29 protein-coding genes are annotated in these 26,509 nt (G+C 54.1%); 9 read left to right on the top strand and 20 right to left on the bottom strand.

Translation table 11 applies throughout. The features are described 5' to 3' along the window. Positions 1-175: 175 nt before the first annotated feature. The 5 genes from ACI0FG_RS07975 (at position 176) to ACI0FG_RS07995 (ending at position 5,291) form a co-directional block, all read left to right on the top strand. Positions 176-1,387, top strand: a complete 1,212-nt coding sequence (locus ACI0FG_RS07975; protein ID WP_419788007.1) for an aminotransferase class I/II-fold pyridoxal phosphate-dependent enzyme — start codon at positions 176-178, stop codon at positions 1,385-1,387. A 2-nt stretch (positions 1,388-1,389) separates the two neighbouring features. After that, positions 1,390-2,685 (top strand): homoserine dehydrogenase, encoded by a 1,296-nt coding sequence (locus ACI0FG_RS07980; RefSeq protein ID WP_419788008.1) that lies wholly within the window; start codon positions 1,390-1,392, stop codon positions 2,683-2,685. A 13-nt stretch (positions 2,686-2,698) separates the two neighbouring features. Beyond that, on the top strand, positions 2,699-3,892 hold the full coding sequence (locus ACI0FG_RS07985) for a cofactor-independent phosphoglycerate mutase (RefSeq protein WP_419788009.1): 1,194 nt from the start codon (positions 2,699-2,701) through the stop codon (positions 3,890-3,892). Next, the gene (locus ACI0FG_RS07990) at positions 3,892-4,317 is read left to right on the top strand and encodes an acyl-CoA thioesterase (protein ID WP_419788010.1); all 426 of its coding nucleotides are present in this window, start codon (positions 3,892-3,894) and stop codon (positions 4,315-4,317) included. Before ACI0FG_RS07985 ends, ACI0FG_RS07990 begins: the two co-directional genes overlap by 1 nt. An 83-nt stretch (positions 4,318-4,400) precedes the next feature. Next, the gene (locus ACI0FG_RS07995) at positions 4,401-5,291 is read left to right on the top strand and encodes an amidohydrolase family protein (protein ID WP_419788011.1); all 891 of its coding nucleotides are present in this window, start codon (positions 4,401-4,403) and stop codon (positions 5,289-5,291) included. Here the strand turns inward: ACI0FG_RS07995 and dgt are convergent. The 9 genes from dgt to ACI0FG_RS08040 all read right to left on the bottom strand — a co-directional run bounded on the left by dgt (position 5,205) and on the right by ACI0FG_RS08040 (position 14,475). Then, the gene (dgt, locus tag ACI0FG_RS08000) at positions 5,205-6,479 is read right to left on the bottom strand and encodes a dGTP triphosphohydrolase (protein WP_419788013.1); all 1,275 of its coding nucleotides are present in this window, start codon (positions 6,477-6,479) and stop codon (positions 5,205-5,207) included. The two genes, ACI0FG_RS07995 and dgt, sit on opposite strands and share 87 nt — an antisense overlap. Next, positions 6,476-8,014, bottom strand: a complete 1,539-nt coding sequence (locus ACI0FG_RS08005; protein ID WP_419788014.1) for an ABC transporter ATP-binding protein — start codon at positions 8,012-8,014, stop codon at positions 6,476-6,478. Before ACI0FG_RS08005 ends, dgt begins: the two co-directional genes overlap by 4 nt. Before the next feature lie 2 nt (positions 8,015-8,016). Then, complete coding sequence (locus tag ACI0FG_RS08010; RefSeq protein WP_419788015.1) at positions 8,017-8,934, bottom strand: ABC transporter permease; 918 nt, start codon at positions 8,932-8,934, stop codon at positions 8,017-8,019. Between the two features lie 3 nt (positions 8,935-8,937). Next, on the bottom strand, positions 8,938-9,996 hold the full coding sequence (locus ACI0FG_RS08015) for an ABC transporter permease (RefSeq protein ID WP_419788016.1): 1,059 nt from the start codon (positions 9,994-9,996) through the stop codon (positions 8,938-8,940). 14 nt (positions 9,997-10,010) lie between these two features. After that, positions 10,011-11,150, bottom strand: a complete 1,140-nt coding sequence (locus ACI0FG_RS08020; RefSeq protein WP_419788017.1) for a BMP family ABC transporter substrate-binding protein — start codon at positions 11,148-11,150, stop codon at positions 10,011-10,013. Between the two features lie 121 nt (positions 11,151-11,271). Beyond that, positions 11,272-11,754 carry a xanthine phosphoribosyltransferase gene (gene gpt / locus ACI0FG_RS08025; RefSeq protein WP_419788018.1) on the bottom strand — a complete coding sequence of 161 codons (483 nt, stop codon included), beginning with the start codon at positions 11,752-11,754 and terminating at the stop codon, positions 11,272-11,274. A gap of 45 nt (positions 11,755-11,799) precedes the next feature. Then, a complete protein-coding gene (locus tag ACI0FG_RS08030) occupies positions 11,800-12,786 on the bottom strand; it encodes a glucokinase (RefSeq protein WP_419788019.1) in 987 nt (328 codons plus the stop codon). A 91-nt stretch (positions 12,787-12,877) separates the two neighbouring features. Next, on the bottom strand, positions 12,878-13,747 hold the full coding sequence (locus tag ACI0FG_RS08035) for a motility protein A (RefSeq protein WP_419788020.1): 870 nt from the start codon (positions 13,745-13,747) through the stop codon (positions 12,878-12,880). A gap of 17 nt (positions 13,748-13,764) precedes the next feature. Continuing rightward, positions 13,765-14,475: an OmpA/MotB family protein gene (locus ACI0FG_RS08040; RefSeq protein ID WP_419788021.1), complete on the bottom strand. Its 711-nt coding sequence runs from the start codon at positions 14,473-14,475 to the stop codon at positions 13,765-13,767. Positions 14,476-14,658: 183 nt separating this feature from the next. On the opposite strand from ACI0FG_RS08040, the gene ACI0FG_RS08045 reads away from it, so the two are divergent. After that, entirely contained in the window at positions 14,659-15,279 is a 621-nt protein-coding gene (locus ACI0FG_RS08045; protein WP_419788022.1) for a Maf family protein, read from the top strand. A gap of 48 nt (positions 15,280-15,327) precedes the next feature. On the opposite strand, the gene ACI0FG_RS08050 is transcribed toward ACI0FG_RS08045, so the two are convergent. Next, positions 15,328-16,098, bottom strand: a complete 771-nt coding sequence (locus ACI0FG_RS08050; RefSeq protein WP_419788023.1) for an SAM-dependent methyltransferase — start codon at positions 16,096-16,098, stop codon at positions 15,328-15,330. Between the two features lie 397 nt (positions 16,099-16,495). On the opposite strand from ACI0FG_RS08050, the gene ACI0FG_RS08055 reads away from it, so the two are divergent. Then, positions 16,496-16,951 carry a GNAT family N-acetyltransferase gene (locus tag ACI0FG_RS08055; RefSeq protein ID WP_419788024.1) on the top strand — a complete coding sequence of 152 codons (456 nt, stop codon included), beginning with the start codon at positions 16,496-16,498 and terminating at the stop codon, positions 16,949-16,951. Between the two features lie 79 nt (positions 16,952-17,030). Here ACI0FG_RS08055 and ACI0FG_RS08060 read toward each other — a convergent pair whose 3' ends face one another. Further along, the gene (locus ACI0FG_RS08060; RefSeq protein WP_419788025.1) at positions 17,031-17,519 is read right to left on the bottom strand and encodes a GNAT family N-acetyltransferase; all 489 of its coding nucleotides are present in this window, start codon (positions 17,517-17,519) and stop codon (positions 17,031-17,033) included. A 285-nt stretch (positions 17,520-17,804) separates the two neighbouring features. On the opposite strand from ACI0FG_RS08060, the gene ACI0FG_RS08065 reads away from it, so the two are divergent. Further along, complete coding sequence (locus ACI0FG_RS08065) at positions 17,805-18,422, top strand: nitroreductase family protein (protein ID WP_419788026.1); 618 nt, start codon at positions 17,805-17,807, stop codon at positions 18,420-18,422. A gap of 58 nt (positions 18,423-18,480) precedes the next feature. On the opposite strand, the gene ACI0FG_RS08070 is transcribed toward ACI0FG_RS08065, so the two are convergent. After that, positions 18,481-19,038 carry a class I SAM-dependent methyltransferase gene (locus ACI0FG_RS08070; protein WP_419788027.1) on the bottom strand — a complete coding sequence of 186 codons (558 nt, stop codon included), beginning with the start codon at positions 19,036-19,038 and terminating at the stop codon, positions 18,481-18,483. A 194-nt stretch (positions 19,039-19,232) separates the two neighbouring features. Between ACI0FG_RS08070 and ACI0FG_RS08075 the strand changes: the two genes are divergently transcribed. Then, positions 19,233-19,706, top strand: a complete 474-nt coding sequence (locus tag ACI0FG_RS08075) for a phosphatidylglycerophosphatase A family protein (protein ID WP_419788028.1) — start codon at positions 19,233-19,235, stop codon at positions 19,704-19,706. Positions 19,707-19,784: 78 nt separating this feature from the next. Here ACI0FG_RS08075 and pal read toward each other — a convergent pair whose 3' ends face one another. The 8 genes from pal to miaB all read right to left on the bottom strand — a co-directional run bounded on the left by pal (position 19,785) and on the right by miaB (position 26,472). Then, complete coding sequence (gene pal, locus ACI0FG_RS08080; protein ID WP_419788029.1) at positions 19,785-20,354, bottom strand: peptidoglycan-associated lipoprotein Pal; 570 nt, start codon at positions 20,352-20,354, stop codon at positions 19,785-19,787. A gap of 115 nt (positions 20,355-20,469) precedes the next feature. Continuing rightward, the gene (locus tag ACI0FG_RS08085) at positions 20,470-21,789 is read right to left on the bottom strand and encodes a protein tolB (RefSeq protein WP_419788030.1); all 1,320 of its coding nucleotides are present in this window, start codon (positions 21,787-21,789) and stop codon (positions 20,470-20,472) included. Continuing rightward, positions 21,786-22,703 (bottom strand): cell envelope integrity protein TolA, encoded by a 918-nt coding sequence (locus ACI0FG_RS08090; RefSeq protein ID WP_419788031.1) that lies wholly within the window; start codon positions 22,701-22,703, stop codon positions 21,786-21,788. Before ACI0FG_RS08090 ends, ACI0FG_RS08085 begins: the two co-directional genes overlap by 4 nt. A gap of 21 nt (positions 22,704-22,724) precedes the next feature. Next, positions 22,725-23,138, bottom strand: a complete 414-nt coding sequence (tolR, locus tag ACI0FG_RS08095; RefSeq protein WP_419788032.1) for a protein TolR — start codon at positions 23,136-23,138, stop codon at positions 22,725-22,727. Between the two features lie 2 nt (positions 23,139-23,140). Continuing rightward, positions 23,141-23,848 (bottom strand): protein TolQ, encoded by a 708-nt coding sequence (tolQ, locus tag ACI0FG_RS08100; protein ID WP_419788033.1) that lies wholly within the window; start codon positions 23,846-23,848, stop codon positions 23,141-23,143. A 125-nt stretch (positions 23,849-23,973) separates the two neighbouring features. Further along, a complete protein-coding gene (locus ACI0FG_RS08105; protein ID WP_419788034.1) occupies positions 23,974-24,630 on the bottom strand; it encodes a histidinol phosphate phosphatase domain-containing protein in 657 nt (218 codons plus the stop codon). 7 nt (positions 24,631-24,637) lie between these two features. Beyond that, positions 24,638-25,129 (bottom strand): bifunctional nuclease family protein, encoded by a 492-nt coding sequence (locus ACI0FG_RS08110; protein WP_419788035.1) that lies wholly within the window; start codon positions 25,127-25,129, stop codon positions 24,638-24,640. Beyond that, positions 25,123-26,472: a tRNA (N6-isopentenyl adenosine(37)-C2)-methylthiotransferase MiaB gene (gene miaB, locus ACI0FG_RS08115; protein WP_419788036.1), complete on the bottom strand. Its 1,350-nt coding sequence runs from the start codon at positions 26,470-26,472 to the stop codon at positions 25,123-25,125. Before miaB ends, ACI0FG_RS08110 begins: the two co-directional genes overlap by 7 nt. Positions 26,473-26,509 lie beyond the last annotated feature (37 nt).

Genomic DNA, 26,509 nt, shown 5'->3' on the forward strand with positions numbered 1-26,509 from the left:
CTCACCTGTGAATGAAGGACGCTATGAAAAACATCCGCCGAGGTCAAGATGGATCGACGCATGGAACAGCCCGTTTCCTCACGCTGTTTATCACCCGGAAATTCATTTTGACACTGGACAGTCCCGCGCGTAAGAAAATTTAGCTTGCACTCATACTATTTAGGAGTTTTTCACCATGTCAAAGTTTGCGAGAGTCGATCGACTGCCCCCGTACGTTTTCGCTCAGGTCAATGAACTCAAGATGAAAATGCGCCACGCAGGCGCAGACATTATCGACCTGGGCATGGGCAACCCCGATGTACCCACCCCGAAACCCATTCTCGACAAGCTGGCCGAGGCAGCCTACAAGACCGGCAATTCCAAATATTCGGCATCCAAGGGCATCAAAGGACTCCGCAAGGCAGTGCGTGACTGGTACTACCGGCGCTATGACGTGTCTCTTGATATGGATCAGGAAGTATGCGTGACCATGGGCGCCAAGGAAGGCCTGGCCCACTTGGCCCTGGCCATGCTCAGCCCCGGCGATGTTGTTCTCGCCCCGGACCCGGCCTACCCCATTCATCCCTATGCATCCATCATCGCCGGTGCAGACGTGCGCCGCGTGCCCATCGGACCGGGCCAGGATTTTTTTGAGAACCTGGAGACAGCCATCAAGCACACCTGGCCCAAGCCCAAGGCGCTGATCATCAATTTCCCGCACAACCCGACCACCCAGGTGGTTGATATCGATTTCTTCCAGCGCATTGTGGACTTCGCCAAAGAAAACGATCTCTACGTGCTGCACGATTTCGCCTATGCGGACTTCGTTTTCGACGGCTACACCGCCCCGAGTTTCATGCAGGCGGACGGAGCCAAGGAAGTAGGCGTGGAATTCTTCTCCATGACAAAAAGCTACTCCATGGCCGGTATGCGCGTCGGATACTGTGTGGGCAATCCCGAGATTGTCCAGGCCCTGACCCGTATTAAAAGCTATCTGGACTACGGCATATACCAGCCCATCCAGATTGCGGCCGCCTGCGCCCTGAACGGGGACCTGGACCCGGAGCCCAAGTTCACCCGCGAGGATATGGATCAGGCCGTCAAAGACATTATGGCGGTTTACGGTGACAGACGTGACGCCCTTTGTGAGGGGCTCAACCGTATTGGATGGGAAGTCACTCCGCCCAAGGCCACCATGTTCTTGTGGGCAGCCATCCCCGAACAGTTCAAACAGATGGGGTCCGTCGAATTTGCCAAGATGCTCCTGCAGGAAGCCGAAGTAGCGGTTTCCCCTGGTTTGGGTTTTGGCGAGTACGGAGACGACCACGTTCGCTTCAGCTTTGTTGAAAACCGCCACCGCACGAATCAGGCCGTGCGCAACTTGCGAAAATTCTTCGCCAAAGGATAATCATGGACGCAATCAAACTCGGACTCGCCGGTTTCGGCACCGTCGGCTCGGGCTTGGCAAAAATTCTTGCCATGAACGAAGACCGAATCAAGGCCCGGCTAGGTCGGAGCATTGAGATACGTTCCGTACTCGTACGTGATCTGAATAAGAAACGTGCGTTCGATCCAGGTCCCGGGGTCACATTTACGGATGACCCCGCGGCCCTGGCGAATGATCCGGATATCGACATCGTGGTCGAACTCATGGGTGGTCTGGATACGGCAAAAGAACTCATTCTCAATGCTTTTGCCGCAGGAAAACATGTGGTCACGGCCAACAAACATTTGTTGGCCGTGCACGGCCTGGAGCTTTTTGAAACAGCTTCGGCAAATGGCGTGGGACTTATGTTCGAAGCCAGCTGCGCCGGGGGTATCCCCATAGTCCAGACACTGAAGCAGAGTCTGGCCGGCGACAAAGTGACCAGCCTGCTCGGTATCCTGAATGGCACGGCCAACTATATTCTTTCCGAGATGACCACCAAGGGCTTGGACTTCGAGACGGCCTTGAAGGACGCACAGGAGTTGGGGTATGCCGAGGCTGACCCGACATTCGACGTGGAAGGACTGGATACCGCGCACAAACTGTGCGTTCTCATCCGTATGGCATATGGAGTGGACTATCCCCTTTCCGAGATACCGGTCCAGGGCATTACCTCGGTCACGCCCGACGACATCGAGTTCGCCCGGGAATTCGGATATCGCATCAAGCTGATGGCCCATGTGAAGGAAAAGAAAGGCACGTTAGAGGCAGGAGTACATCCAGCCCTCGTCTATCATACGTATTTGCTGGCCCGCGTGGGCGGCAATTACAATGCCGTCCGCCTGAAAGGCAATGCGGTAGGCCCCATCATGCTGCATGGACAGGGTGCGGGAGACCTGCCGACCGGCAGTGCCGTGTTGGCAGACATCATGAACCTGGGCAGCCGACTGAATGCCTGCGATGCCCCGGATAATACGGGTTTCGGCAATCTGCCCCTCAAGCGGGCCAATATTCTGCCCCCGGAAGAATCCCGGTCCAGCTACTACTTCCGATTCACCGTAGCGGACCGCACAGGTGTCATGGCGGCCATCACCAAGTCCATGGCCGAACACGATATCTCAATCGCCCAGGCCGTTCAGAAGGGAAAGGCTGGTGCCGAGGGAATTTGTCTCGTCATCATAAGCCACGAGACAAGTACCAAAGACGTCGAAGCCATGGTCGCACAGGTGGATGCTATGGATTTCACGATCAAGCCCTGCGTACAGTTTAAAATCCTTTAATCGGAACTTCGGGATGAAATTACTCTATCTTATTGCCGACGGCATGGGCGGATGGCCCGGAGAATTGAACGGCCACACCTGCATGGAAGCTGCCGACACTCCCAATATGGATGAACTGGCGAAAAACGGTGTGGTCGGTTTGGCCCACACCGTGCCGGAGTCCATGCCCCCCGGATCGGACGTGGCCAACATGGCCCTGCTCGGCTTCGATCCCGCCACCTACCATACCGGACGCGGCCCGATTGAAGCGGCCGCACAGGGTCTGGAACTCGATCCCGAGGATCTGGTCTGGCGCCTCAATCTGGTCACGGTATCTCAGCTGAGCATCGACGGATACATGCGGGATTATTCCTCGGGTCACATCCCGACCGAGGTATCCCGCCCCATTGTCGAAAAATTGCAGGAAGAGCTTGGCAATGAACGCTACACCTTCATTCCCGGCATACAGTACCGCCACCTGCTGATACAAAAAGGCGGCGCAGAGGCGGATGAAGTGAACTACTTCATCAATCCGCCGCACGACATTACGGACAAGCCTATAAAGCTGGATTTGCGAACCTACTCCAAGAGCCCGTTTCTGTGGGATCTGCTTTTTGATGCCAAGGATATCCTGGATAATCGGGATGTGAATTCAAGCAAGGCAAATTCTATCTGGCCGTGGGGGCAGGGCCGTCCGCTCAGTCTGCCAAACTTCCGCGAGACCTTTGGCATGCAAGGAGCCGTCATCTCTGCCGTGGACCTCATCAAGGGGCTGGGCAATGCTTCGGGAATGGACGTTATCAACGTGGAAGGAGCTACCGGACTCATCGAGACCAACTATGAAGGCAAAGTCCAGGCAGCTATCGACTACCTGCAAGACCATGATTTCGTTTTCGTCCATCTGGAAGGACCGGATGAATGCGGGCACGGCGGAGATGCCGAAGAAAAAGCCGAGGCTATTTCCCGTTTTGATGCCCGGATAGTCGCTCCTTTGCGCAAAGCAATGGAAGGACAGGATGCGGCCTTCATCATCACCTGTGATCACTTCACGCCCATCAAGGAGCGGACTCATACACGGGATGCCGTTCCCTTCCTTATCAATGGTCCGGACTGCAAGGCATCCGGCCTGAAATCCTTCACCGAAGCAACGGCAGCCAGTACGGGGTTAACATTGGAAAACGGATATGAACTGCTGCCCCACGCCCTGCAACTCCTTGGATTGAAATAATGCCCCCGCATTCTGATCTTCCCACCCACCATAGCTGCTACGACCATTTCGTGTCCTATGGCGAGACGGACACAATGGGCGTGCTCTACTATGCGGAGTATCTTCATATCTTTGAGCGGGCGCGCAGTTTTTTCATCAGAGAACACGGCATGAGTTATGCCGAGGTGGAACGGCGCGGCATAATCCTGCCTGTCCGCGAGGCATCCTGCCGCTATCGGGTCTCGGTCAAATTCGACGACGAAATCCATGTGCTCACCGGCATCAGCGTATGGAAGCGCGTCTCCATCCGCTTTGCCTATGAGGTGTGGAACAGGGACCGCACGGTACTTCATGCCACTGGCATGACTGAGCACGCTTCAGTCAATCCTGAGGGTAAACCAGTCCGCGTTCCCGACTGGCTCAAAGAACTGTTTTCGACAAAATAATCTTACTATACTATTTGAGTCAGCTTTTTTTGTCAAACAAACATCGGTTTACACCCGTTGTCTGATCTGGCAAAATCAAACGCATGTTCATCGACATTCACACACATGCGTTTCATCCCAAAATTGCCCACAAGGCCGTAGCACAGCTGGAAAACCACTACTCTATTCCCTCAGAGGGCACAGGCGACCTCCAAGACCTGCAGGCCCGTATCGCCAAAGCCGGAATTGACCGAGCTGTAGTCTTGACAGCAGCCACAGCCCCTTCACAGGTCATCCCTGCGAACAACTGGGCCATTCAGATAAAAGAGACCTGTCCCAACTGCATTCCTTTCGGAACGGCCCATCCCGGTTTTGACAGACTGGAGGTCGAATTTGACCGACTGGAACGGGCTGGGATCAAGGGACTGAAATTTCACCCGGATTTTCAAGGATTTCGCATGGACGATCGCGGCATGTATGAAATCATGGAAATGGCGGCTAACCGTTTCATCTGCCTCTTCCACGTGGGAGACAAACTGCCGCCGGACCAAAACCCGTCCTGCCCCAAAAAGATGGCCGCCCTGCACCGTGCGTTTCCGGATACCAAAATCATCGCGGCCCACATGGGTGGCCTGCACCAATGGGATTATTCTTTGGAGTATCTGGCTGACACGGAAGTATTTATCGACACTTCAAGTTCCATGGACTTTCTGGATGACGATATGTTCCGCAAGCTGGTCAGCGCGTTCGGCACAGAACGGCTGCTCTTCGGAAGCGACTACCCTCTGTATGACCCAGCTACCGAACGAGAACGGCTGGAAAAAATCCTCAAATTGCCGGACGCGGTAATGGAGCACATTCTGGGCGGGAATGCCGTGGCGTTGCTGTCGGATAAACCGAAAAGGCGATCAGATCAGATCAATGATGGAGCCGAAGTCCGGATCAAACAGCCGCTTGTAGGTTCGGACCACGAACCCGTCGGTCATGCCGGATAGATAATCGCAGAGCACGCGACGACGCCCATTGGGGTCAAGTTCCGCGAGCCGGGTATGATAATGTGCGGGCAACAACTGCTGCTTAAATTTCGAGACCTCAACGTACTCCCCTTCCAGGAGCTTGAAGAGATCACGCAAAATGCGGCCACCCTTGTATTCCAGTTGTTGAATCTGAGGGGTCCGAAAGACAAGCGCGAAAGCAACTTCTTTCAAGATATCACACAGTGCCCGTTTTTCCGGTTCAATGGAAATATCGAACCGGTAACGGTTGGTTTTCTCACTGAGGAAGTTTTCTCGTTCCACGAATGTGGTGGCGTGAATGAATTCCCCTATGCGGCGAGCCAGAAACGAACTGAATCCATCATTCAGGACGGCATCCCGCAGCCCCTCGACAAACTCAAGCTGATCCGTTGTCAACGTCTCCCGTTCGGCATCCAGCCAATTGCTGACTGATTTTACCGTAATGAAACCGGCCCTGATGCCGTCGTCCAGATCGTGAATGGAATAGGCGATGTCGTCTGCCCAATCCATAATCCGACATTCCAGCGACTTGAATTTGTTCAAATTCTTCTCATCGCCAAACTGACTGACAAAGGACACTTCGGGACTGACGAAATCCAATATTTCCTTTTGAAAATCGTAAATGAAGTGGTTCTTTTTCTCTTTGGAATCGGCAAAAAGCGTTTTGTATTTGAGCATGCCGTCCAAGAAAGCACGCGTGGGCTTCATCCCGGACCATTCGGACTGGTGCCGGTAGAATAGATCCACAAGAATGCGAAGGTTTTGGGCGTTGCCTTCAAATCCTCCCGCCTCCAGCATCAAGCCGTTCAGTTCATGCTCTCCGGCGTGCCCGAAGGACGGGTGCCCGATATCATGGGCCAGACATACGGACTCCACCAAATCCTGATCTATGCGGAAATTATCGTTCAGTTCTCTGGCGGTTCTATTGAGATGGTTGACGATGGATCGGCCTATCTGCGAGACCTCGATGGAGTGCGTCAACCGGGTACGGTAGAAGTCGAACTCACCGGAAAGAAAAACCTGGGTTTTGGACTGAAGTCGCCGAAATGCCGGGGAATAGATAATCCGGTCCCGATCCTGTTCAAAGGGAGTACGGCCCTTCTCGTGACGTGATTGCCCGGAGCCGATCGGCTCCATGTCAAAATCGGTATAAAAATCGTTTTTCATTCCACCACTCCGGCCATGAGCGGCCCGATACGCCCAGGAGTGTCCTCGTCAGCTGTCGGCAACATGCCCAATATGCGGCCCCGGTAGATGACGGCTATACGGTCGGCAAGCTGCAAGGCTTCGTTCAGATCTCCAGTGATGAGCAAAACCCCTGCCATCTCGCGAGCGGCCAGAATGCGTTGCCACACTTCTTCTGTCGCTGATACGTCCAGTCCCTGTGTGGGTTGTTCGGCAACAATGAATCGGGGCTGCCGGTAAAGCTCCCGCGCCAGCACGGCCTTTTGCAGGTTGCCGCCCGAAAGCTGCCACGCCAATGCGTGAATACGGCCTGGACGAATGTCATACTCTTCCACCAGCCGAAACATGTTGCGCTCGGCCTTCTTCTTGTCCAAAAGCAATCCACGGTGCGTAAAGCCTTTGCGTGTGGTCAGAAGCAGGTTGTCTACCAGATTGTGGTTGCGCAGCGTAGCCAGACCAAGCCTGTCCTCCGGGATGTAGCACATGGAGCGGTTCCAGGTAGATTCGGCAAAAAATTTGCGCCAGGGCTGGCCCATGATAAATACGGAATCCAGGGGCGGTTTACTCAAACCGGTGACAGCTTCAACCAGCGCTTTCTGCCCATTGCCGGCAACACCGACCACAGCCACAATCTCTCCCTTGCGGACCTCGAAATTTACATCCGTCAGTCCCAACCCGGTGAGGTTGCGGATCTCCAGGACCGGATCGCCGATTTCAGCCGGCTTCCGATCCACTTCCAGCAACACTTCCTTGCCAACCATGCGGGAGGCAAGGTCGGCCTTGGATTCGATGCAGGACGGGTCCAGTTCACCTTCGATATGACCACGCCGCAGAATGGCTATTTCATCGGCCAGGGCGATGACTTCCTCCAACTTGTGGCTGATGAAAATGATCGATTTGCCCTGCTCCGTCATACGCCACAGCGCCTTGAACAGCTTGTTGGTCTCGTCCGGAGTGAGTACTGCGGTCGGCTCGTCAAAAATCAGGATTCGGCTTTCGCGGTAAAGCAGCTTGAGAATTTCCACCACCTGCTTTTCACCCATGGAAAGATCGCAAACCCGGGCGGAGGGATCAATCTCCATACCGTAATTTTCGGCCATTACGCATACACGTCGTTCCATTTCCCGTGGATTGACGAAAAAGCCTCCCTCCTGGCCCAACAACACGTTTTCAGCCACCGTCATGGACTCCACCAGCATGAAGTGCTGATAGACCATACCGATTCCAGCGTGGATGGCATCTTTGGAGGAATTGAAGGTGACGGGAACTCCGTCCACCTCTATATGGCCTTCATCTGGCTTGTAACGACCGGCCAGCATGGACATCATGGTGGACTTGCCTGCACCGTTTTCGCCCAAAAGCGCCTTGATTCGGCCAGGGTAGATGTCAAGCTCAATGCTATTGTTGGCCACAACTTTGCCGAATCGCTTGGTCACGCCCCGCAGGCTGACAATGGGCTTGGCATCGGCAGGCAAAGATCGAAAACCGGAAGGACGGACAAAGGAAAATTCCGCCATGATCAACCCTCCGGCTCGATGTTGGTTCCCAGGGCGGCCGGGCCTTCCGTACGGCTACCGCGCCAAGCAGATAAAATCAGCACCAGAATGGTCAGCACGTATGGCAGCATGAGCAGGAGTGAGGACGGCAGGTTGGTTCCCATGGCTTGAAGACGAAGCTGAAACGCCATGACGCCGCCGAAAAGATATGCTCCGACAACAGCACGACCAGGACGCCAGAAGGCGAAGATGACCAAGGCAACCGCAATCCAGCCGCGTCCGCCGGAAAGACCGTTGGTCCACAGATGGGTATATGCCAAAGAAAGATACGCTCCGCCAAGACCAATGAGAAATCCACCGGCCATCACGGCAAAGTAACGCAGCGCAATAGGCCGTAGTCCGACAGCGGCCGCGGCGGCAGGCATCTCGCCTGTAGCGGTAACATGCAGCCCAAGCTTGGTCCTGCGGAAAAAGAACCAGAAAATGACCGGTAGGATAAAGGAAATATAAATCAGGACATCATGATGAAAGAATACCTGTCCGAAACCGGGGATGGAAGAAAGGAAGGGCACCGTAACCGGATCAAATCCAGGCGCACGCAGGCCGACGTAAGGCACACCGAGGAAATTGGTCAAGCCAAGACCGAGGATGGTCAGGGCAAGGCCTGAAACGACCTGATTGCCCAGGCATGTAATACAGACGAATCCGTGCAACGCACCCATAATCAGGCCTGCCGTTCCTCCAGCCAGGAAGCCAAGCCAGGGGGAACCCGTAGCCTGGCTGACAACAAAGGCAGCCAGGGCGGAAACGGCCATCATGCCTTCCACACCGAGATTGAGCACCCCGCCCTTCTCGGTCATCATTTCACCCAAGGTCGCATACAGAACCGGCGTTCCGGACTGCACCGTCGCAGCAAAGAGCGGTATCAGAAAATCCCACATGATCTATGCTCCACGCTTGCGTTCGATGGTATAGGTCAGAAAAAACTGCCCGGCCAGAACCGTAAGCAGGATCAAAGCTTCCATGATGGAACCGAATGCAGCCGGAATCTGGAGCTCAAGTTGCAAATTTTCGCCGCCGACTCTAAGCGCGGCCAAAAGGAAAGAAGCAAAGGCAATATTCAACGGCTCCAGCCTTGCCAACCAGGCCACGACAATGGCCGTGTAGCCATAGCCAACCATAAGGCTCGGCTGCAACCTGTTCAATACGGCGGAAGTCTCGATACATCCGGCCCAACCGGAAAAACCGCCGGACAGGCACATGACGAGCATGACCAGAAAACCGTAACGGATTTTCGCATAACGGGCCACGCGCGCCCCCTCACCGCTTGCCTTGAGTTCAAAACCGAGTCGGGTATAGCGCATGAAGGCCCACAGACCTATTCCAACGGCAACACAAAACAGGAGTCCCCAATGCACCCGGGTATCTCCGATGTGCGGAATGACAGCACTGGCAGAGAATTTCCGGGTCATGGGAAAACCGAAGCTGGCCGGGTCCTTCCATACGCCAAAGACCAGATATTCGAGCAGCAGAATGGCGATATAGTTGAGCATCAGAGTCGAGATGATCTCATTGACGCGCAACTTGAGCTTCAGGATGGCCGGAATAAGCGCCCATATGGCTCCACAGAGAAAAGCCATGAAAAACATGAGCGGCAAAAGAACCGCTCGGGGTAAATCGGGAAATGTAAGTGCCGCCCAGGTTGCACCGATGGCTCCAAGGGCGAATTGCCCCTCGGCACCGATATTCCAAATCTGCATACGGAAGGCCACGGCCACTCCGAGAGAGCAGAGGAAAAGCGGCATTGCCTTAAGCAACGTGCCCTCAAGGGCCCAGACATGACCAAAGCTGCCATCCCAGAGGATGGCCAGCCCATGCAGGGCGTCTTTCCCCTGCCCTGCCAAAAGCAGTGCGCTCACCCCAAGGGAAAAGAGCAGGGCGCCCAGGAATATGACCAGGGCGCCCCACTTCCAGGGTTCATCGCGTTTTCTGATTATAAACACAGTCTATTATGATGCTATTCGGTGGTGCCAACCACACCTTCCACGAACCAGGTCATGCCCAGCAGATCCTTGTCGGCAAGCTTGGCACCTTCCTTAACGACCTCTTCGCCCTTCTGATTCTTGAGCGGACCGGCAAAGACATTGTCCTCGCCCGCCTTCATCTTGTCGCGGTGGGCGTTGACCATGGCCTTCACGTCTTCGGGAACGGCAGCGGACATGGGAGCGATATCGACCACGCCGTCCTTCAGGGACCACCAGTAGGACTCGTCGCCCTTCCAGGTGCCGTCATGCACGGCTTCGGTGATCTTGACGTATTCGGGACCCCAGTTCCAGATGGCGGAGGTCAGGTTGGTCTTGGGAGCAAAGGGAGACATATCGGAGTTGTAACCGATGCACCAGGCACCGGCTTCCTGCGCGGCTTCCTGAGCGGCCGGGGAATCCTGATGCTGGGTGATGACGTCGCAACCGGCGTCAAGCAGGGACTTGGCAGCGTCCTTTTCCAAAGCAGGATCATACCAGGTCTTGGTCCAGACCACGCGCACTTCGGCGTTGGGATTCACTTCGCGTACACCGATGGTGAAGGCGTTGATGCCGCGAATGACTTCCGGGATCGGGTACGCGGCAACGTAGCCGATCTTGGCGGACTTGCTCATGGAGCCAGCAACCAGCCCCGTCAGATAGCGAGCTTGATAGACCCGACCGAAATAATTGGAGACATTGGGCGACTTCTGAAAGCCGGAGCAATGCATGAAGGCAACATCGGGAAATTCCTTGGCAACCTTGATGGTCGGATCCATGTACCCGAAGCTGGTGGTGAAAATCAGATTAAACCCCTTGCGGGCCATGTTGCGGATGACGCGCTCGGAGTCGGCACCTTCAGGCACGGACTCGGCAAAAGCGGTGGTGGCATAAGGTAGCGCATCAACAGCCTTTCGCCCCAGGTCATGGGCGTAGGAGAAACCGGCATCGCCGACCGGAGAGACATAGACAAAACCGACCTTGACGGGCTTGGCTTCATCCTTGGGGGCCTCTGGTGCGGCAGCTTCTTCAGTCTTGGCAGGAGCTTCGGCTTTCTTTTCCTCGGGCGCGCTGCTGCAGGCGGCCAAAGACACAAGCAGCAACATGACGGCTAACACGGAAATCAATTTTTTCATGGTCACCTCTCCAATGCGGGTTAATATCTAATGTCCTTACCCGAGCACACATTTTTGGGCAACACCCGGACGCAATCGGATAAGCGCATCATACCAGTATAACAAAAAAAGTTTTTTCCCGTTAATCGGCGGAAGAAACGATCGGTTCCACGAATTGGGAACCGGCGTCCCAGGGGAACAGAATCCATGTATCCTGGCTGACCTCGGTTATGAACGTATCCACAAGAGGCCTTCCCTCCGGCTTGGCGTAAACTGTGGCAAAATGGGCTTTCGGCACCATTTCCCGAACAATCTTCGCTGTTTTTCCGGTATCTACCAGGTCGTCTACAAGCAACCACCCTTCCCCATCATTCTCAACGGTCTTGAGAATGTTGGCGGCCCCCTGTTCCTTCCAGTTGTAACTGGACAGGCAAATGGTATCGATAAGGTGGATATCCAGCTCGCGAGCCAGGATTGCCGCAGGGACCAAGCCCCCGCGGGTGATGGCAAGAATTCCCTTCCAGGGCCCCTTCTCCATCAATCGCCATGAAAGCGCCCGACAGTCTCGCTGCAACTGCTCCCAGGAAACGGGATACATCTTCCGGTAACGGCTATTCTCGGCCATGCCTTCTCCTTGTTTCACACTCCCGTGGCCGGGGTTGACGTGCCCTTACCTCTGTACCTTCGAATAATCAAGAAAATTGCCGGAAACACCACCAAGTAGTTGAGCCCCGTAAAAGGCGGCTCCGAACAGTCCGCTTTTTTCGTTGGCATTCAGACGGATGGGCACGCTGCGCAGAAACTCGTCATAAACATGTGTATTGTGAAATTCATTGAGGAATTCTGGAGCGCGGACCAGCATCGGCAGTTTGGCCGCTATACCACCGGCAATGACCAGCCCACCGGTACACATGAGCGCCAGTGCCCAATTGCGACAGGCCCGGCCATAAAACCGGGCATACCAATGAGTGGTTTTGCTCCCAGGGTGTATTCTGGTTCCGACTTCATGCGGGAGCAGATCTTCACCAGTCATATACTTGTGTATCAGCCTGAGGCCCAAACCGGTAACCACGCTGTCACCCTCAGGCCAGCAGCGCTTGGCCTCACGCCGGTTGAACTCGGCATACTCAGCCTCTTCCAGCCCCGTGAAGGGAAAGGCCATATGCCCGCCTTCCGAAGGCAATGCAAACCACTCTGATCCGGTATGCAGCAACGCGGAATAGCCAAGCCCCGTCCCGGCCCCTATCACACCGATGGGACCTGTCGGTTCCGGCCTTCCCGCCTGTAATATCTCAGCCTCGTCCAAAGCGCTTGTGCGACACGCATAAGCCTGGGCGGCAAAATCATTGATCAGGTAGGCCGGAGCAGGCCCCAAATCTGTTTCGCGCAGATCCACTCCCCAGGGAGCGTTCGGCAATATCCGACAGGATACGCCTTGTTCCACGGCGCCGGCCACCGCCATTACCGCGATGTCAAATCCGCCCGGCACAGCATCAAAACGGCTTGCCCAGAGCTGCTCCAGGAGTTCGGGGAAGCTGGCCGCACCATGGGTTTCCAGCCAGATGGAGTCGACCATCTCAAGGTCGTTCTCTCTGGCTTCGAACAAAGCGAACCGGCTGTTGGTGCCACCGATGTCAGCGGCTAGAATTGTTGGCATATCCCCTCCTCGCGTGAGAAAGAGACTATCATATCGCGATAAAAAGAAAAGGAGCCCAAAGGCTCCTTTCCCAACTTATGTTCGGATCAGGCTATGCAGCTTCCTTTGATTCCGGGAAGAACGACTCTCCATCAAAGCCCGCAGGCTCGACGGGAGCGTTTCGCCTGTCAATATAGTCGCGGGTGATGCGACGCAAGGTGTCCACCTTACCCTTGCGCTCGCTGGGACTCAAAAATGAGGTCAACTTTCGTTCCAGCTTGTAGGAGTTCTGTTCCTTGCTGATTGCGACAATCCCCTCCAGCACGAGCTTTTGGTTAAGCAGCTCGGCTTTTGTGGAATAATTTATATTCTCCGCAATTGGCGAAAAAACAAGATGGCTCAGAATCAATCCGTAGAGAGTGGAAATAAAAGCCACGGGAATACTCTTGAGAATAATGGCCGTATCATTGATCCCCATCAGCAAACCGATAAGACCTATTACCGACCCTGCCACGCCGAATGCCGGAGCAGTGCGAGCCAACGTCTGAAAAAAGCGCTCACTCTCCCGACGACGCAGACTGAAGAACGACATCTCCGTATTCAGGGTCTCGCGCATCTCCTCTTCCTTGTAATTATCCACCAGCAGAATCAGGGCATTTTTCAAAAATGACCCGGTTGCCTCCGTCTCCGTGCGTTCTAGGGAAAGGATACCGTCCACCTTGCTGCGAACCGAAAGGTCGAGCAGCGTGTGAACAATCTCATCCGTAGAGGCGTGCCGCGTGGTATAGACATTACGCGCCACAATGAAGGCATTCTTGACGTGGTCGTAGGGATAGCTGAGCAGCATGGCTGCGGCCAACCCGGAAAGGACAACCAGGCAAGCCGCCACGTTCAGATACGCGGCCGCAGCACCGGTAAGCAGAAAGCTGCCGACGAATATCAAAAGGCTGAGTATGACGCCGATGAGGTTCTTCTTGTTCATATCGTCCTCCGACCCTTTTACATTTTATTGGTAATGACTATCTCGACCCGTCGATTGCGAGACAGGCTGTCGGCTGTGGTCCCAGGAATTTCCGGACGGTTCGCTCCAGCACCGGTAATGACTATGCGTCTGGAGTCGATGCCGAAGTCATCCATCAGGTAGCGAGCCGTATCCGTCGCACGGCCGGAGGACAGGGCAAATCCATTGTCCTCCCCCGCCTCGTCCGCCGAAGCGTAGCCGATGATATGTACGGTCCCGACACTCAGGCGCACGACGTCGGCAATCTCCTGCAAATATTGCTCTGCACCATCAGTGTAACCTGACTGGCCGGCTGCGAAGAAAAGCTTACCACGCAAAATGACGCGAACCTGTCGCCCGTTTTCCCGGATGACCGTGACCCCATTGCCCCTTGATCGGTAGACAACCTGGTTGCCTGCCATGCGGACCGTGTCCGAAGTCGCCGTGCCGTCCGCCCTGCTGGAGATTTGTCCGATCAGACCTATGAGAGGATCAAGTGTGCTTGTCGCTTGCGCCTTGTCGGCACTGTTGCGGCTGAAAAGCACTTTTACATCCTGGTGCGTTGAGGCGTAAACGAAAAGGACAACGAAGAGCACGAACATGACCATCATGAGATCGGACCATGGAACGGCCCAATCCTGCATACCACGCCCACCGTCGCCTTCGTCGGCGTCAAATAAAAAGAGATCCTGTCCCGAATTTTCGCGCATACAGCCTCATCCTGTTGTTTTTGCGCATTCGCGCGCACGAAATGAAGCAAGAAAGCTGCCAACTTCATAACTGTCTTAAATCATAGCCTTAAAATACTGAGCTTATCTTAAGAGGCTCTGACTGACAAAATTCCGTCACCCGGATGCGTTGACGACGGCAATAATTTGGTGAACTAGACGGGCATGACGACACAATGCAAAGGTCCGTTTAGGACCATAACCCCCTTGGTTCTGGCTTCAGGCTCTCCGCGTAGAAATGAACTTCTGTCAAATCTGGGTCTTGATTATGAGGTGCATCCCAGCCAATTGGACGAACCTGCCCCTCGGCCGGGAGAGTCTTCTCTCGAATACACCATGCGTCTGGCGGAATTGAAGACGATGGATGTCGCGAAAGATTTTCCAGATAAAGTGGTGCTCGGAGCCGATACCATTGTCGCCCTCAATGACGTGATCATGGGAAAACCCAAAGACGAGAAAGATGCCTTCGCCATGCTCTCCCGGCTTTCTGGGAAAACCCATCAGGTCGTCACCGGATTCTGCGTTGTCATGCCAGGCGGAGCACCCGCCAACTACGGCGTGGCGACGGATGTGGATATGAGGATTTCAACTGAAGCGGAACTCCGCAGCTATATCAAGACAGGCGAGTCGATGGACAAGGCTGGGGCCTATGCCATCCAGGGGATAGGAACCTTTCTCGTTAAGGCTATCCACGGATCTTACAGCAATGTCGTTGGTTTGCCGGTGGCAAGGGTTCTAGAAGTCTTGTCGGGAAAAGGGGTGGTAAAACCAAATTTCGAACTGTAAACCCAAAAGGGATGGCAGACTATCTTAATCCGCCATCCCATTTTGATATTATTCAGTTTTTCTGGCTATTATGTATCCAAAACTGGTCCATCGCCCATTATCAACCGCAAGCGTTTTCGGATCACCGTCCGGGGACTTTTGGCAAAATGGGTCGTAGTTTGCAAACTCTGTCCACCAAGCCCAGGCGTCCGGGGCATATCCGCTTTCCAGAATACAAAATCCAGCCCGCTCAACATCCTTCGCGGTACTCTTGATATCCCGGAAGCACTCCTTCCACGGGAATTCTCCCTGCGAAACGTATCGCTCCAGATCGACTGGTAAAGTCACATCAAGATGCATGGGTTCACCAAGCCCGAAAACGCCTCCCGGCCTGAGCACCCGGTATATCTCCCGGAGACAGTCCAGATACCCTGCCTCACCATTGAGCCCGCGGACCATTTCAAGAGCCGTCGTCGAGTATACGAAGTCGAAACTCTGAGAGGCGAAGCGACTGTCCGGCATCCCGATCCGTTGTCCGAGGATATGATCGGATACGCCCCACAATTCCGCATTGCGCTGCAGATGCTCAACCATGGGCTGACCATCCATGCGGTCGTCCCATGGATCAATTGCGATAATATCGGCACCGTACTCTTTGGCCAAAAAACAGGTTTGAACACCTCTATTGCATCCTACGTCAAGAAGACGGGACCCCGGCCTCAGTCCCATTTTTTGGGCCATAAAGTCACTGAGCTGCAATCCACCTGGCCCACTGCACTGAGCATAAATGCTTGTCAGATCTGTATACGTTGCTGATTTTGAATAGTTAATCTGCGTCATTGGATGACTCCTGCCGTATGTTGTTTTGAAATTGGGGCACTCCCCCGCTCAAAGGTCAACAGGATGTCCTCCGCCTGCCGCGGCACGAACCCGTCAGCAGACGGATTACGCTACTATGCTATTTCTCATGCATCCCTCAAATTTACTTCATATACTAAAAGACCTTCAGAATATACGTCGATCATCTATCCACTTTACGATTTTGCGTCAATGAATTCGTAAGTACGTGTCTGAATTTAGAGCCGCTTTTCCCTTATACAAATATCTATGTAATTACAGAAACGACTAAAAGAGAGTGCGCAACTATTGACAAGCTGCATTTATATGGAGACTAATTCAACAATTATAGTGTATCGTAAATTCATAATTATTGTGACCGAACTATCCGAGAATACACATGGAAATCATTGTTGATAGACTTGAAAGTCCTTTGATTCTTCATCTGCTACAGGATCATCTTGACCAGATGAACAAGATCAGTCCTAAAGGGGCGGTACATGCCTTGGATCTTGAGGCTCTGCGTGCACCGGGAATCACCTTCTGGAGTGTCTGGGAGGAGGCGGAGCTGCTTGGATGTGGTGCTCTGAAACAATTGACCACCCAACATGCCGAGATCAAATCCATGAGAAGCGTGGCTACTCGCCGAAGAAAGGGAGTAGCGTCTCACCTGCTACGACATATTCTTGCCGAAGCAAGACGGATGCATTTTCAGCGCGTCAGCTTGGAAACGGGTGCCATAGCTGCTTTTGAACCAGCAAGGAATTTATACAAAAAATTCGGCTTCACAAACTGTGGACCGTTTGCGGACTATAAAGCAAGTTCCGACAACGTTTTCATGACGTTACCACTATGACTTCAGCACCACCTTTTTTTTAGTACCTACGGGCTTTGATTATTCGATTAGGACTCCCCGGGCGTCTGAATCCCACAGATCAATCCGTCACCCTTTTCCCAAGAATCGAGAGGCTGTACTCACGGCCATCCATTTCCGCGATATTAAGCATTTTTCCCCAATCCTCGAAACCGAATCCGGAAAAAAGCCTGAGGCTTGGCTCGTTGTGCGAAAAAATAAAACCTATAAGCGTCTTCAGGCCCAAGCGGGGAGTCAACTCCAAAGCCTCGCGGAGTAGTTGCTTTCCAAGCCCTTTTCCTCGGGCTTCCGGAGCAAGGTAGATGCTGATCTCGGCAGTCTGATCATACGCGGGACGACCGTAGAAAGGCTGAAAGCTTATCCATCCCAGGATAATATCCGATTCCTCATGCACCAGAATCGGATGCTTGTCCGGATTGTGAGCCAGAAACCAAGGGAGCTTCGAATCCACGCTGACTGGAATGGTATCGGCCGTGGCCAGGCGCGTGGGAACAGTGGAGTTGTATATTTCCACAATACGAGTCAGATCGCTTCGCGTGGCATGTCGCATCTTGAATTCCTTACCTGCTAATTATATATAATGATTCGATTCACTGTGTCGCGCATACGCTGATTGAAGCGTACTGTGTCAATCCAGCCTGCGAAACAGAGAGCAAATTCATTTGCTGTTCTGGCGCAAGATACAGTCGAGCTCCGACCTATGCAACCAGTCAATCCGCCAACCTTATAATTTAGTGTAAAAACAGATTTCAAGGTAGACAAATCGTCAGCAGAAGTTATTATTATTGCCAATCGAATCTAAAAAATTCAACACTCCAACAAGGGCGGGTACACAATGGATTTCAAGGACATACTTATTCGTCGACGCGCCATTAATTTTTTTGACCCTGAGCGCAATGTGGACGATGCCACCGTGCTCGAAATTTTGGAAAATGCGGCAAAAGCCCCCTCCAGCTTCAACCTCCAGCCGTGGAAGGTCATCGTTTTTCGTGACCATGAGCAGAAGGAGAAACTGCGCAAGTTAGCCAATGACCAACCTAAGGTCAGTGAAGCTCCGGTGGTCCTGATGATTCTGGGAGACCGTGAAGGCTGGAAAGAGGGAAACGAAACCTTTGAAAGCTATTTTTCCAATGCAATGACGAAAGACCAACGAGAATGGTTCGTCAATACCACCAAGGCCCTTTACGGTTCCAACGAGATGTTCAGTCAGGCGTTTGCCAACAAAAACGCCGGGTTGTTTGCCATGTCTCTCATGTATGCCGCCAGCGAAATGGGACTTCATACCCATCCGATGGATGGATTTGATCATGACGGCATTCGTGCAGCATTTGATATACCGGATAATTACTGGATTCCCATGCTCATCGCAGTAGGGTATGCAAAGCCTGGGTTGGACATCCACCCCAAGGGCTGGCGCCAGTCTCCGAAAGATATCATCCTGCGCACCTACTAGGAAGACCATATTCCTGCAGATAAAAAAACCGCCTCAGCGCAGGCGGTTTTTTTATTGGCTAAATATCCACACGAAATGTCTGCAAATAAAAGTGTTCGGCTACCCATTCAGTGGCAAGCGGTGTGAATGGGAACAGGGCCTGCAACTCATCCGGTGAATAACGCTGTTGGAGAGGCGGGCCAAACGAAGTCTCATGCTTGGCAAATTCGACAACCCCAACGGTGCCTCCTGGTCGGATTATACGGCATAATTCGGCGGTAAGCCCAGAGAGGCGTTCTCGCCGAAGTGAGTGGATAACAGTCGCCATGAAGACCATATCTGCCTCGTCGTCCGCAAGAGGACTACGATTCGTAACATCGCACTGAACCGCTTTTATGTTGCCTGGAATATCGTCGGCATAGGTGGCATGAAACACATCGATGCAGAGATCCAGCGCGTACACGCAACCGGATTCCCCAACGACTTGAGAAAACAGCATGGCCATATAGCCATTGCCGCACCCCGCGTCCACAACCGTCTGTCCTGGTTCGATATCCAAAACGTTGAGGATACGCAGGTCATCCAACATGCCGTCGGAAAAACGGCGCCGATGAGGCACTTCGCGAAGTGATGCCATGTTTCTCCCGCTACTGTTAATTTCCCATGTTGTTTCGCTTAAGCCAAGCTCAGGCCATTTGCCTAACCGGCAAAGTAGCTGTAAAAGTCGGCTAAACAGAATTCGCCCAATGGCGTTAACGTACTCAGGCATCGTTGAGGCATTCACCCCAAAAATGCAACGGTGCGGTCACCTTTCAAGTTGGAGCACAAGGCATGAACCGGACTTCTCCCCTCGATAAATTTGCCGTGGCCCTGGCCACCCTTGGTCCGGTAGGACTGCTGCCCAAAGCCCCCGGGACCTGGGGCTCTCTGGTGGCAGTCATCGTCTCCCCATGGCTTTTTCTGACCATGCCCCTCTGGTGGAGAATCCTTGCCCTCCTAGCGGTGCTTGCCGTCGGTACCTGGGCTTGTACCAGAGCGGAAAAATTCTATGGAAAAAAGGACCCTGGCTGTGTTGTTTTGGACGAACTCTTCGGCCAATGGCTGGCCCTTCTCTTCTGCCCCGGGCTCCCAGTAGGATTTCTGCTGTTGGCCTTCATCTTTTTCCGGTTCTTCGACATCCTGAAGCCCTGGCCGGTTCGCTGGGCCGAAACAGCTTTTCCCGATGGCCTGGGAGTCATGATGGACGACGGTATTGCCGGTCTGTATGCCCTTCTCTGCCTGCATGGGATAGCATTGATCCTGTAACCTCTGTCAGTTTACAAACAAAAAACGCCGCATCCCAATCGGGACACGGCGTTTTTTTAATGTCGATACTTCCAACCGCTATTGAACCTTGAACTCGTCACGACGATTCTCAGCCCAAGCGGTCTCATTGTGCGCCGGATTTACGGGACGCTCCTCGCCAAAGCTGACGATGGACATGCGCTCGGGCGCTACGCCCAGAATGACCAGATGCTCATAGGCGGCTCGGGCACGACGCTCACCCAAGGCGAGATTGTATTCCTCGGTACCACGCTCATCGCAGTGTCCTTCAATGACCACACGGACACTCGGGTACTGCCGCAAGATATTGGCCTTCAATGCCAACACGGAGCGTGCTTCGGAACTCAACTCATAAGAGTCAAAGTCGAAGTGGATAGTTACGTTGGTCAATTCCTGCTCGGCCTTTGCCAGCGCCTCGGCCTTGGCACGCTGCTCAGCCTCGGCGGCAAGCGTGGCTTCATCAACCGTGTTCTGATCCTCTGCGGCAGGAGGCGTCCATTTGGATTCATCCTTCACTTCAACCTGAGCACCAGGAGGGGTGCTGGTAGTTTTTTTGGTGGCACAGCCCGCGCTCAGGATCATGGCGAAGGCGACAACGAACAACAATGTCGAAAACCACTTTGATTTCATGCCCACTCCTTCGATACGGTCAAATTTGACCGCTGGTATACGTGATCTTGACGGTTTACCGTCACTATAAAGTGTCCTTTTTTCCTATAAGAATCAACCCCACAGGGGGTACAAATCACCACTGCAACGAAGTGTCCCAGGCTGGAGCAAATGCTTGCCCCTTGCCGGTCGATATTTTTTTCGGCGTATCTCCATGCCGAGTTGTCAGGTATATCTTGTACTCTCCAGACCGATTGGAGGCAAAGGCAACAAAATATCCATCAGGGCCGAAAGCCGGATATTCATCATTGCCAGGGCCAAAGCTCAGCTGCTTTTCATTGCCGGTCTGCAGATCGTGCAAAAAGATTCGATGCCCGTTCGACGTACGATGCGTATAGGCTATATATCGGCCGTCAGGACTGATGCATGGATGTGTGTTGTACTTGCCGGTCATGGTTACTCTGCGCACGGTGCCGGCTTTGAAATCCATCAGATACACATGAGGATTCCCTGCCCTGCCGGAGGTAAACGCCATGAGACGTCCCGAACGGTCGAAGTCCGGGGATACGTCGATATACTGGCTGCTCGCCAGACGACGTTTGGGACGATAGGAACCATCCAGTTCGTAAATGTCGGTGACACCATCGCGGTTCAAAGACACGGTCACCCGATCGTCAGGACCAAAAACAGGACTGATGACCGTATCGCCGAGGCCCTTGGTCATCAGCGAGATTTTACCTGTCTTGCTGTCATACAGCCCCAGTTCATGCCGAGTCTTTCCAATATGGGTAAAGGCGATTCTACTGCCGTCCTTGGACCAGGACGGACTGAGATTGTAACCACCAAGTTTGGTGATACGTTTCAACTCACGCCCCTGGGGCAGCACGGTATAAATCTCCTTGCTCTTTCCCTCCTGGCGCACAAAGGCCAGCGGGGAATCAAAGAACCCCTTCTTGCCGGTCAAGGCCTCCAGAAATGCGGAACAAAAACGATCGGCCGCCTTTGCCAACGTCATGGAGCCGACATCCCGGTACTGCTTGCCCACAATTCGACGGCCGCTGAAGGTCTCGAAGACCCGCGCTTCGATGGTGTTGCCGTTCCATCCCGTTGTCATGCACAGATCAATGCGAGCCAGCTGCATAGGTTTGAAATCAATATCAGTCCGACCGACACCTTTGCTGGGATCGCCTCCAAGCAAGGAAGACACGGGGATCATCTTGAGAAAGGGAATATAACTCAAATCATTGGCAACCAGCTCTTCAAACGCCTTGGCAGGAGCTTCAGGCACAGCTCCACCGTCCAGAGCCTTTGGCGGCAGCAAAACAAGGTTAACCATTCGCTGACCCGGTCCATGAATATCAACTGTAATAGATCGGGTGGCCATGGCGCTGGTGGCGACAAGGCTTAAGGCCATGCTCAAGAAAATGGAAATAGCGAGATGTCTTCTTTGCGTCATTCCGGAAGATCCTGACTGTTGAAGTTGACGATGATTACAAGGTCGCCCTTCTCTTTTGGTGGGGGCACGTATTTGGTTTTTTGGATGGCACTGAGTACAGAATTGTCCAATCCTATATTGCCGGAAGATTTAATCATTTTGGATGATAAAATTTTTCCATCTGTGGCCACCGCAATCTCAACCTTAACTAATAGATTGCTTTCCCCATCAAAAGTCGTGGAGTTCCAATTCGGTCTAATGGCATTCATCACTGAAGCTTTATACAAATCCAAAAGGCCAGAACCTCCCCCTCCAGGCGCCTCTGAATAGCCATAAACCTCTGCTCCCTCCACCTTTTTGAGCGCATTAAGAGCTGCGTTCAACGCCTGTTGTTTTCGAGCGTCTTCTTCTTTCACCAGAGCTTGAGCTGCAGCCCGCCCCTCGGCCAGAAGCTGCTCTTTCGTCTTTTGGGATTTTGCCTTTGGCTTGGGCTTCGCATTAGGTTTAGCTTTAGGCTTCGCCGCAGACTGCGATTTTACCTCTTTCTTAGGCTCATCTTTCTTAACTATCTTCTTTTTTTCAACTTTCTTAGGACTGATTTCCCTGGCATCCGGTTTCTTAACTTCAGGCTTGGGTTCCGGTTTCGGCTCGGCCTTTGGTTCAGGCTTGGCCTCGACAACCGGTTCGGCCTTCACCTCAACCGGAGCTTCCGCCTGAGCCTCAACAACAGGTGTGGCAGGCTTGGAAACAGTCTTGGCAACAGGCGCCACGACAGGAGCCTCGGCCGGCGGAGGAGCCAGCGAAACAAGGTCCACCGAATAGACAGGACGATCCATGTTCACTCGCACTGATGGTGTACTGACCCAAAACAGGGCCACACACGCCAGTGCGGCATGAAACAGGATGGAAAAGACCAGTCCGAAACTCAGACGCATTCTACCTACCGCCGGGCGGGCCTATTTCTTTTCGTCCTTGTCCGGCTCGGCCACAATGCCGAGTCGGTCAATACCCGCCGCCTTGACGTCGCCCATGACCCGGACCACCAGACCATAGGCGACTTCCTTGTCCGCGCGCAGGAAAAGCTGCTTCTTCTGCTTGGAGACCAACTGCTTCAGATGCTCCGTCAGCTGGTCCGGCTGCACCGCGTATTCATCCAGATAGATGGTCCCGTCCTTCTTGACGGTCAGCACCAGATGCTCGGAGTCCTGCGGCAGGTTCCGCACCGTTTTGGTTACGGGCAGATCCACCTCCACTCCCTGGGTCATGAGCGGAGCCGTGACCATGAAGATGATCAGCAGCACCAGCATCACGTCCACAAAGGGCGTGACGTTGATTTCGTTCAGAAAACCGCCGCCGGTCTTGATGGCCATAGCTAGCTCCTGTCCCCGCCCTTGCCGGTCCAGGCGATCTCCCGTTCGGCCCGGTTGAGGAACGCTCCGGCGAAATCGACCATGCCGGTCTCCACCTCGTTGAGCTTGCCCAGAAAGTAGTTGTAGAAAATCGTGGCCGGGATGGCGACCAGCAGGCCGATGGCCGTGGCGATGAGCGCTTCGGAAATACCGGGGGCCACGGTGGCGAGGGCTGCGGACTGGGCCTGCCCGATGGAATGGAAGGAGTGCATGATGCCCCAGACCGTGCCGAACAGGCCGATAAACGGGGCCGCGTTTGCACAGGTGGCAAGGAACGGCAGATTGCGGGTCAGATTGCGCATTTCCTTGGAAACGCCCTGCCGAAGCACGCGGCGCAGGGTGTCCTTGACCAGCAGCCGTTTGCGCTCGCGGTTGACGTCCGCCTTTTCCAGCAGTCGGAATTCGTGCACGGCCAGCGTGGCCACCCGGCCGAGCGGGGAGCTTTCCCTGTCGCCCAGATGGCGGATGCCCTGGCTCAGGTCAGGGGCCTCCATGAAGGCGTCATAGCCTTGCATCACCTTCTTGCGAGCCGAGCCGATGGTGAAGAATTTATAGAAGATGATGGTCCAGCTCCACAGGGACATGCAGCCGAGGAAAAGCATCACCAGCTTCACGGCCAGGGTCGCGCCCGAAATCAGCGACACGATGTTGTTGTCAGGCAGTAAACTCATGGGTCACCCATTTATCATGTTGTGGACCTTGGGGGCCCTTCTTGAAAAAAGCCGTACCGACAGGACAACGGCATTTGCATTCATACGCTTTTCTCGTCACCTGATACCTGCGAATCCGTGACGTTTCAGGAGCGTCCCATACACCGCTGGATGATTGCCCAAGCATTGGCGTTCGCCTGCTCGTACTCTTCAGCAGTCATTCCCGCTCCCAAAGCCACGATGCGCCGCAGGTCCGCGCCCACCAGATCCTTGGGGGCATGTGCGTCGTTGTCCACAACCATTTTTGCGCCGTGCTTGCGGGCCATCTTGACGACGTGACCGTTGGTGTAGCCATGACCGCCGCGGGTGGTGATTTCCAAAGCGACGCCCTTTTCGGCCGCCAAGGCGGCTTCCTGGTCGGTAATCATGCCGGGATGTCCCAAGATATCAACTCCGGCCTCAATGGCGGCCAGATTGGTCCCAGGGGCCACAGGCTCCACCGGTGTTTCACCGTGCATGACCACCACTTGCGCTCCGGCCTTGCGGGCAGCCTCCACCATCTCCGGAATGAGCGCCGGAACGATATGAGTCAGTTCCACGCCTGCCAGGACATTTATGGAGTAAAAATGCCCCTGTTTCTTTACGAATCTGGAGACGTTCTCAACGATGTGATAAAGCGTCGCCTCGTCGGCGTGGTCGGTCAGGCAGATACCTTTGTACCCGATCACCTCAGCCCGCCGGACCAACTCCGCCGGGATGAGTTCGCCATCGCTGAACACGGTGTGTGTATGCAAATCAATCATGCTCTGCCTACATCTTGTATTTGGTTTCGTCCTCGGAGAGTTTGTTCAACTCATCCATCCATTTATCGGAGTCTTCAGTGAGCAATACGGCATCCCCCTCCTTGAGGGGTACGCCGGAGGATTCCATGACATCATCGGCAACAAACATCGGGCACTTAGCCCGCACGGCCAGTGCAATGGCGTCCGAAGGACGGCTGTCTATACGAATGACCTGCCCTTCACGCTCAACCATTATTTCAGCAAAAAAAGTTCCGTCTACAATCGAACTAACCGCTATATTCTCAACCTTTCCTCCCAGATCAAGGATAGTGTTGAGCAGCAAATCATGCGTCATGGGCCGGGGAAAAGGAATGGAATTCAGGGAAACGGAGATGGCCATGGCCTCGACCGCGCCAATCCAGATGGGAAGCACACGGGCACGGTCCTCTCCCTTGAGGATGAGGATGGGAGTCTTGTTATTTTCGTCCAGAGCCAATCCGAAAATGTCCACCTTTACCACGGCGACCCCGCCTTCTCGCCAACCAGCGAGTGTTTTTTGGCTTCAATGATGCGAACGGGAACCATCATCCCAACCAGTCCGTCATCTTCCGCCAGAGGGACGTTAACGATGCGACCGGCCGGGTCTCTGCCCTTCCACCAGGTCAAGTCACCGTCCTGCATTCGGCTAAATCCCTCAATGAAGGCGTCCGTCCGGACTCCTTCAAAGTTTTTTAGACATTTTCTAGTAATACTATTTTGCAGACTCTGCAAGCGCGCCAACCGTTCCCCGGCCTCATCGGCATCAACTTTGGGTTCCATGTTGACCGCCGCCACCCCAGGTCGGTCGGAATACTTGAAGGAAAAACTGGACTCATATCCCACCCGCTCCATCATCTCGAGTGTGTCCTGAAAGTCCGCTTCGGTCTCGCCGGGGAATCCGACGATGAGGTCCGTGGTCAGGGCGATATCCGGTCTGGCCACCTTGAGCGCATCGACAATCGAGAGATAGCGGGCCCTGTCGTACTTGCGGCGCATGGCCTTGAGCACTGCGTCCGAACCGCTCTGAAGCGGCAGGTGCAGCGAGGGGCAAAGGTTCTCCAACTCACCGAAAGCCGCTATGACCTCCGGGGCGATATCCTTGGGATGAGAGGTGGTAAAACGAAGCCGGTCAAGACCGTCGATGGAGGCAACGCGCCGCAGCAGTTCCGCAAAGCTGACGCCGACGCCGCCCTTGTCCAGCCCGAAGCTATTGACGTTCTGTCCCAGCAGCGTGATCTCCCGTACACCCGATTCCACCAGAGCTCGGCATTCGTCCACCACCGCATCGGGATGCCGCGATTTCTGCCGCCCACGAGTATAGGGCACGATGCAATAGGCGCAAAAATTGTCGCACCCCTGCATAATATTGACGAAAGCCTGACGAGTTTCCGGCACGGCCATGATCCGTTCTGCCGGCCGCTCCCGCTCCTCGTAGATGGTGACGAAATCAAGGAGCGCGACATGCTCATCCTGACCACGGGCAATGCGTTCCAGCGCATTGGGAGCACCGACAATGCCGTCCGAACCGAAAACCAGCTGCACATGCGGAAAACGATCGAAAAATCCCCGCCCCACCTGCTGGGCCACACAACCGCCCACTGCGGCAAAGATATTCGGATCACGCTTCAGATGCGCGGCAATACGTCCGAGTTCGCTGTAGACTTTCTGTTCAGGCTTATCGCGCACGCTGCATGTATTGAGGATATAGACCTGTGCCTCGTTCTCATCCGCAGCTTCCCATCCCCGGCTTTCCAAGGCACGAGCCAACCATTCGGAGTCGTGCACATTCATCTGACACCCGAAGGTCGTAACGTGAAATTTCATATATTCATTCCCAGCGTGCCCTGCGGCACTAAATAAT

The organism is Pseudodesulfovibrio sp. 7M6, from assembly GCF_050058625.1.
Classification (GTDB): domain Bacteria; phylum Desulfobacterota; class Desulfovibrionia; order Desulfovibrionales; family Desulfovibrionaceae; genus Pseudodesulfovibrio; species Pseudodesulfovibrio salinus.

Excerpts from the sequence above, each read along its gene's own strand:
- ACI0FG_RS07975 (WP_419788007.1), top strand. The coding sequence starts at position 176 with ATGTCAAAGTTTGCGAGAGTCGATCGACTGCCCCCGTACGTTTTCGCT.
- ACI0FG_RS07980 (WP_419788008.1), top strand. The coding sequence starts at position 1,390 with ATGGACGCAATCAAACTCGGACTCGCCGGTTTCGGCACCGTCGGCTCG.
- ACI0FG_RS07985 (WP_419788009.1), top strand. The coding sequence starts at position 2,699 with ATGAAATTACTCTATCTTATTGCCGACGGCATGGGCGGATGGCCCGGA.
- ACI0FG_RS07990 (WP_419788010.1), top strand. The coding sequence starts at position 3,892 with ATGCCCCCGCATTCTGATCTTCCCACCCACCATAGCTGCTACGACCAT.
- ACI0FG_RS07995 (WP_419788011.1), top strand. The coding sequence starts at position 4,401 with ATGTTCATCGACATTCACACACATGCGTTTCATCCCAAAATTGCCCAC.
- dgt (WP_419788013.1), bottom strand. The coding sequence starts at position 6,479 with ATGAAAAACGATTTTTATACCGATTTTGACATGGAGCCGATCGGCTCC.
- ACI0FG_RS08005 (WP_419788014.1), bottom strand. The coding sequence starts at position 8,014 with ATGGCGGAATTTTCCTTTGTCCGTCCTTCCGGTTTTCGATCTTTGCCT.
- ACI0FG_RS08010 (WP_419788015.1), bottom strand. The coding sequence starts at position 8,934 with ATGTGGGATTTTCTGATACCGCTCTTTGCTGCGACGGTGCAGTCCGGA.
- ACI0FG_RS08020 (WP_419788017.1), bottom strand. The coding sequence starts at position 11,150 with ATGAAAAAATTGATTTCCGTGTTAGCCGTCATGTTGCTGCTTGTGTCT.
- gpt (WP_419788018.1), bottom strand. The coding sequence starts at position 11,754 with ATGGCCGAGAATAGCCGTTACCGGAAGATGTATCCCGTTTCCTGGGAG.
- ACI0FG_RS08030 (WP_419788019.1), bottom strand. The coding sequence starts at position 12,786 with ATGCCAACAATTCTAGCCGCTGACATCGGTGGCACCAACAGCCGGTTC.
- ACI0FG_RS08035 (WP_419788020.1), bottom strand. The coding sequence starts at position 13,747 with ATGAACAAGAAGAACCTCATCGGCGTCATACTCAGCCTTTTGATATTC.
- ACI0FG_RS08040 (WP_419788021.1), bottom strand. The coding sequence starts at position 14,475 with ATGCGCGAAAATTCGGGACAGGATCTCTTTTTATTTGACGCCGACGAA.
- ACI0FG_RS08045 (WP_419788022.1), top strand. The coding sequence starts at position 14,659 with ATGACGACACAATGCAAAGGTCCGTTTAGGACCATAACCCCCTTGGTT.
- ACI0FG_RS08050 (WP_419788023.1), bottom strand. The coding sequence starts at position 16,098 with ATGACGCAGATTAACTATTCAAAATCAGCAACGTATACAGATCTGACA.
- ACI0FG_RS08055 (WP_419788024.1), top strand. The coding sequence starts at position 16,496 with ATGGAAATCATTGTTGATAGACTTGAAAGTCCTTTGATTCTTCATCTG.
- ACI0FG_RS08060 (WP_419788025.1), bottom strand. The coding sequence starts at position 17,519 with ATGCGACATGCCACGCGAAGCGATCTGACTCGTATTGTGGAAATATAC.
- ACI0FG_RS08065 (WP_419788026.1), top strand. The coding sequence starts at position 17,805 with ATGGATTTCAAGGACATACTTATTCGTCGACGCGCCATTAATTTTTTT.
- ACI0FG_RS08070 (WP_419788027.1), bottom strand. The coding sequence starts at position 19,038 with ATGGCATCACTTCGCGAAGTGCCTCATCGGCGCCGTTTTTCCGACGGC.
- ACI0FG_RS08075 (WP_419788028.1), top strand. The coding sequence starts at position 19,233 with ATGAACCGGACTTCTCCCCTCGATAAATTTGCCGTGGCCCTGGCCACC.
- pal (WP_419788029.1), bottom strand. The coding sequence starts at position 20,354 with ATGAAATCAAAGTGGTTTTCGACATTGTTGTTCGTTGTCGCCTTCGCC.
- ACI0FG_RS08085 (WP_419788030.1), bottom strand. The coding sequence starts at position 21,789 with ATGACGCAAAGAAGACATCTCGCTATTTCCATTTTCTTGAGCATGGCC.
- ACI0FG_RS08090 (WP_419788031.1), bottom strand. The coding sequence starts at position 22,703 with ATGCGTCTGAGTTTCGGACTGGTCTTTTCCATCCTGTTTCATGCCGCA.
- tolR (WP_419788032.1), bottom strand. The coding sequence starts at position 23,138 with ATGGCCATCAAGACCGGCGGCGGTTTTCTGAACGAAATCAACGTCACG.
- tolQ (WP_419788033.1), bottom strand. The coding sequence starts at position 23,848 with ATGAGTTTACTGCCTGACAACAACATCGTGTCGCTGATTTCGGGCGCG.
- ACI0FG_RS08105 (WP_419788034.1), bottom strand. The coding sequence starts at position 24,630 with ATGATTGATTTGCATACACACACCGTGTTCAGCGATGGCGAACTCATC.
- miaB (WP_419788036.1), bottom strand. The coding sequence starts at position 26,472 with ATGAAATTTCACGTTACGACCTTCGGGTGTCAGATGAATGTGCACGAC.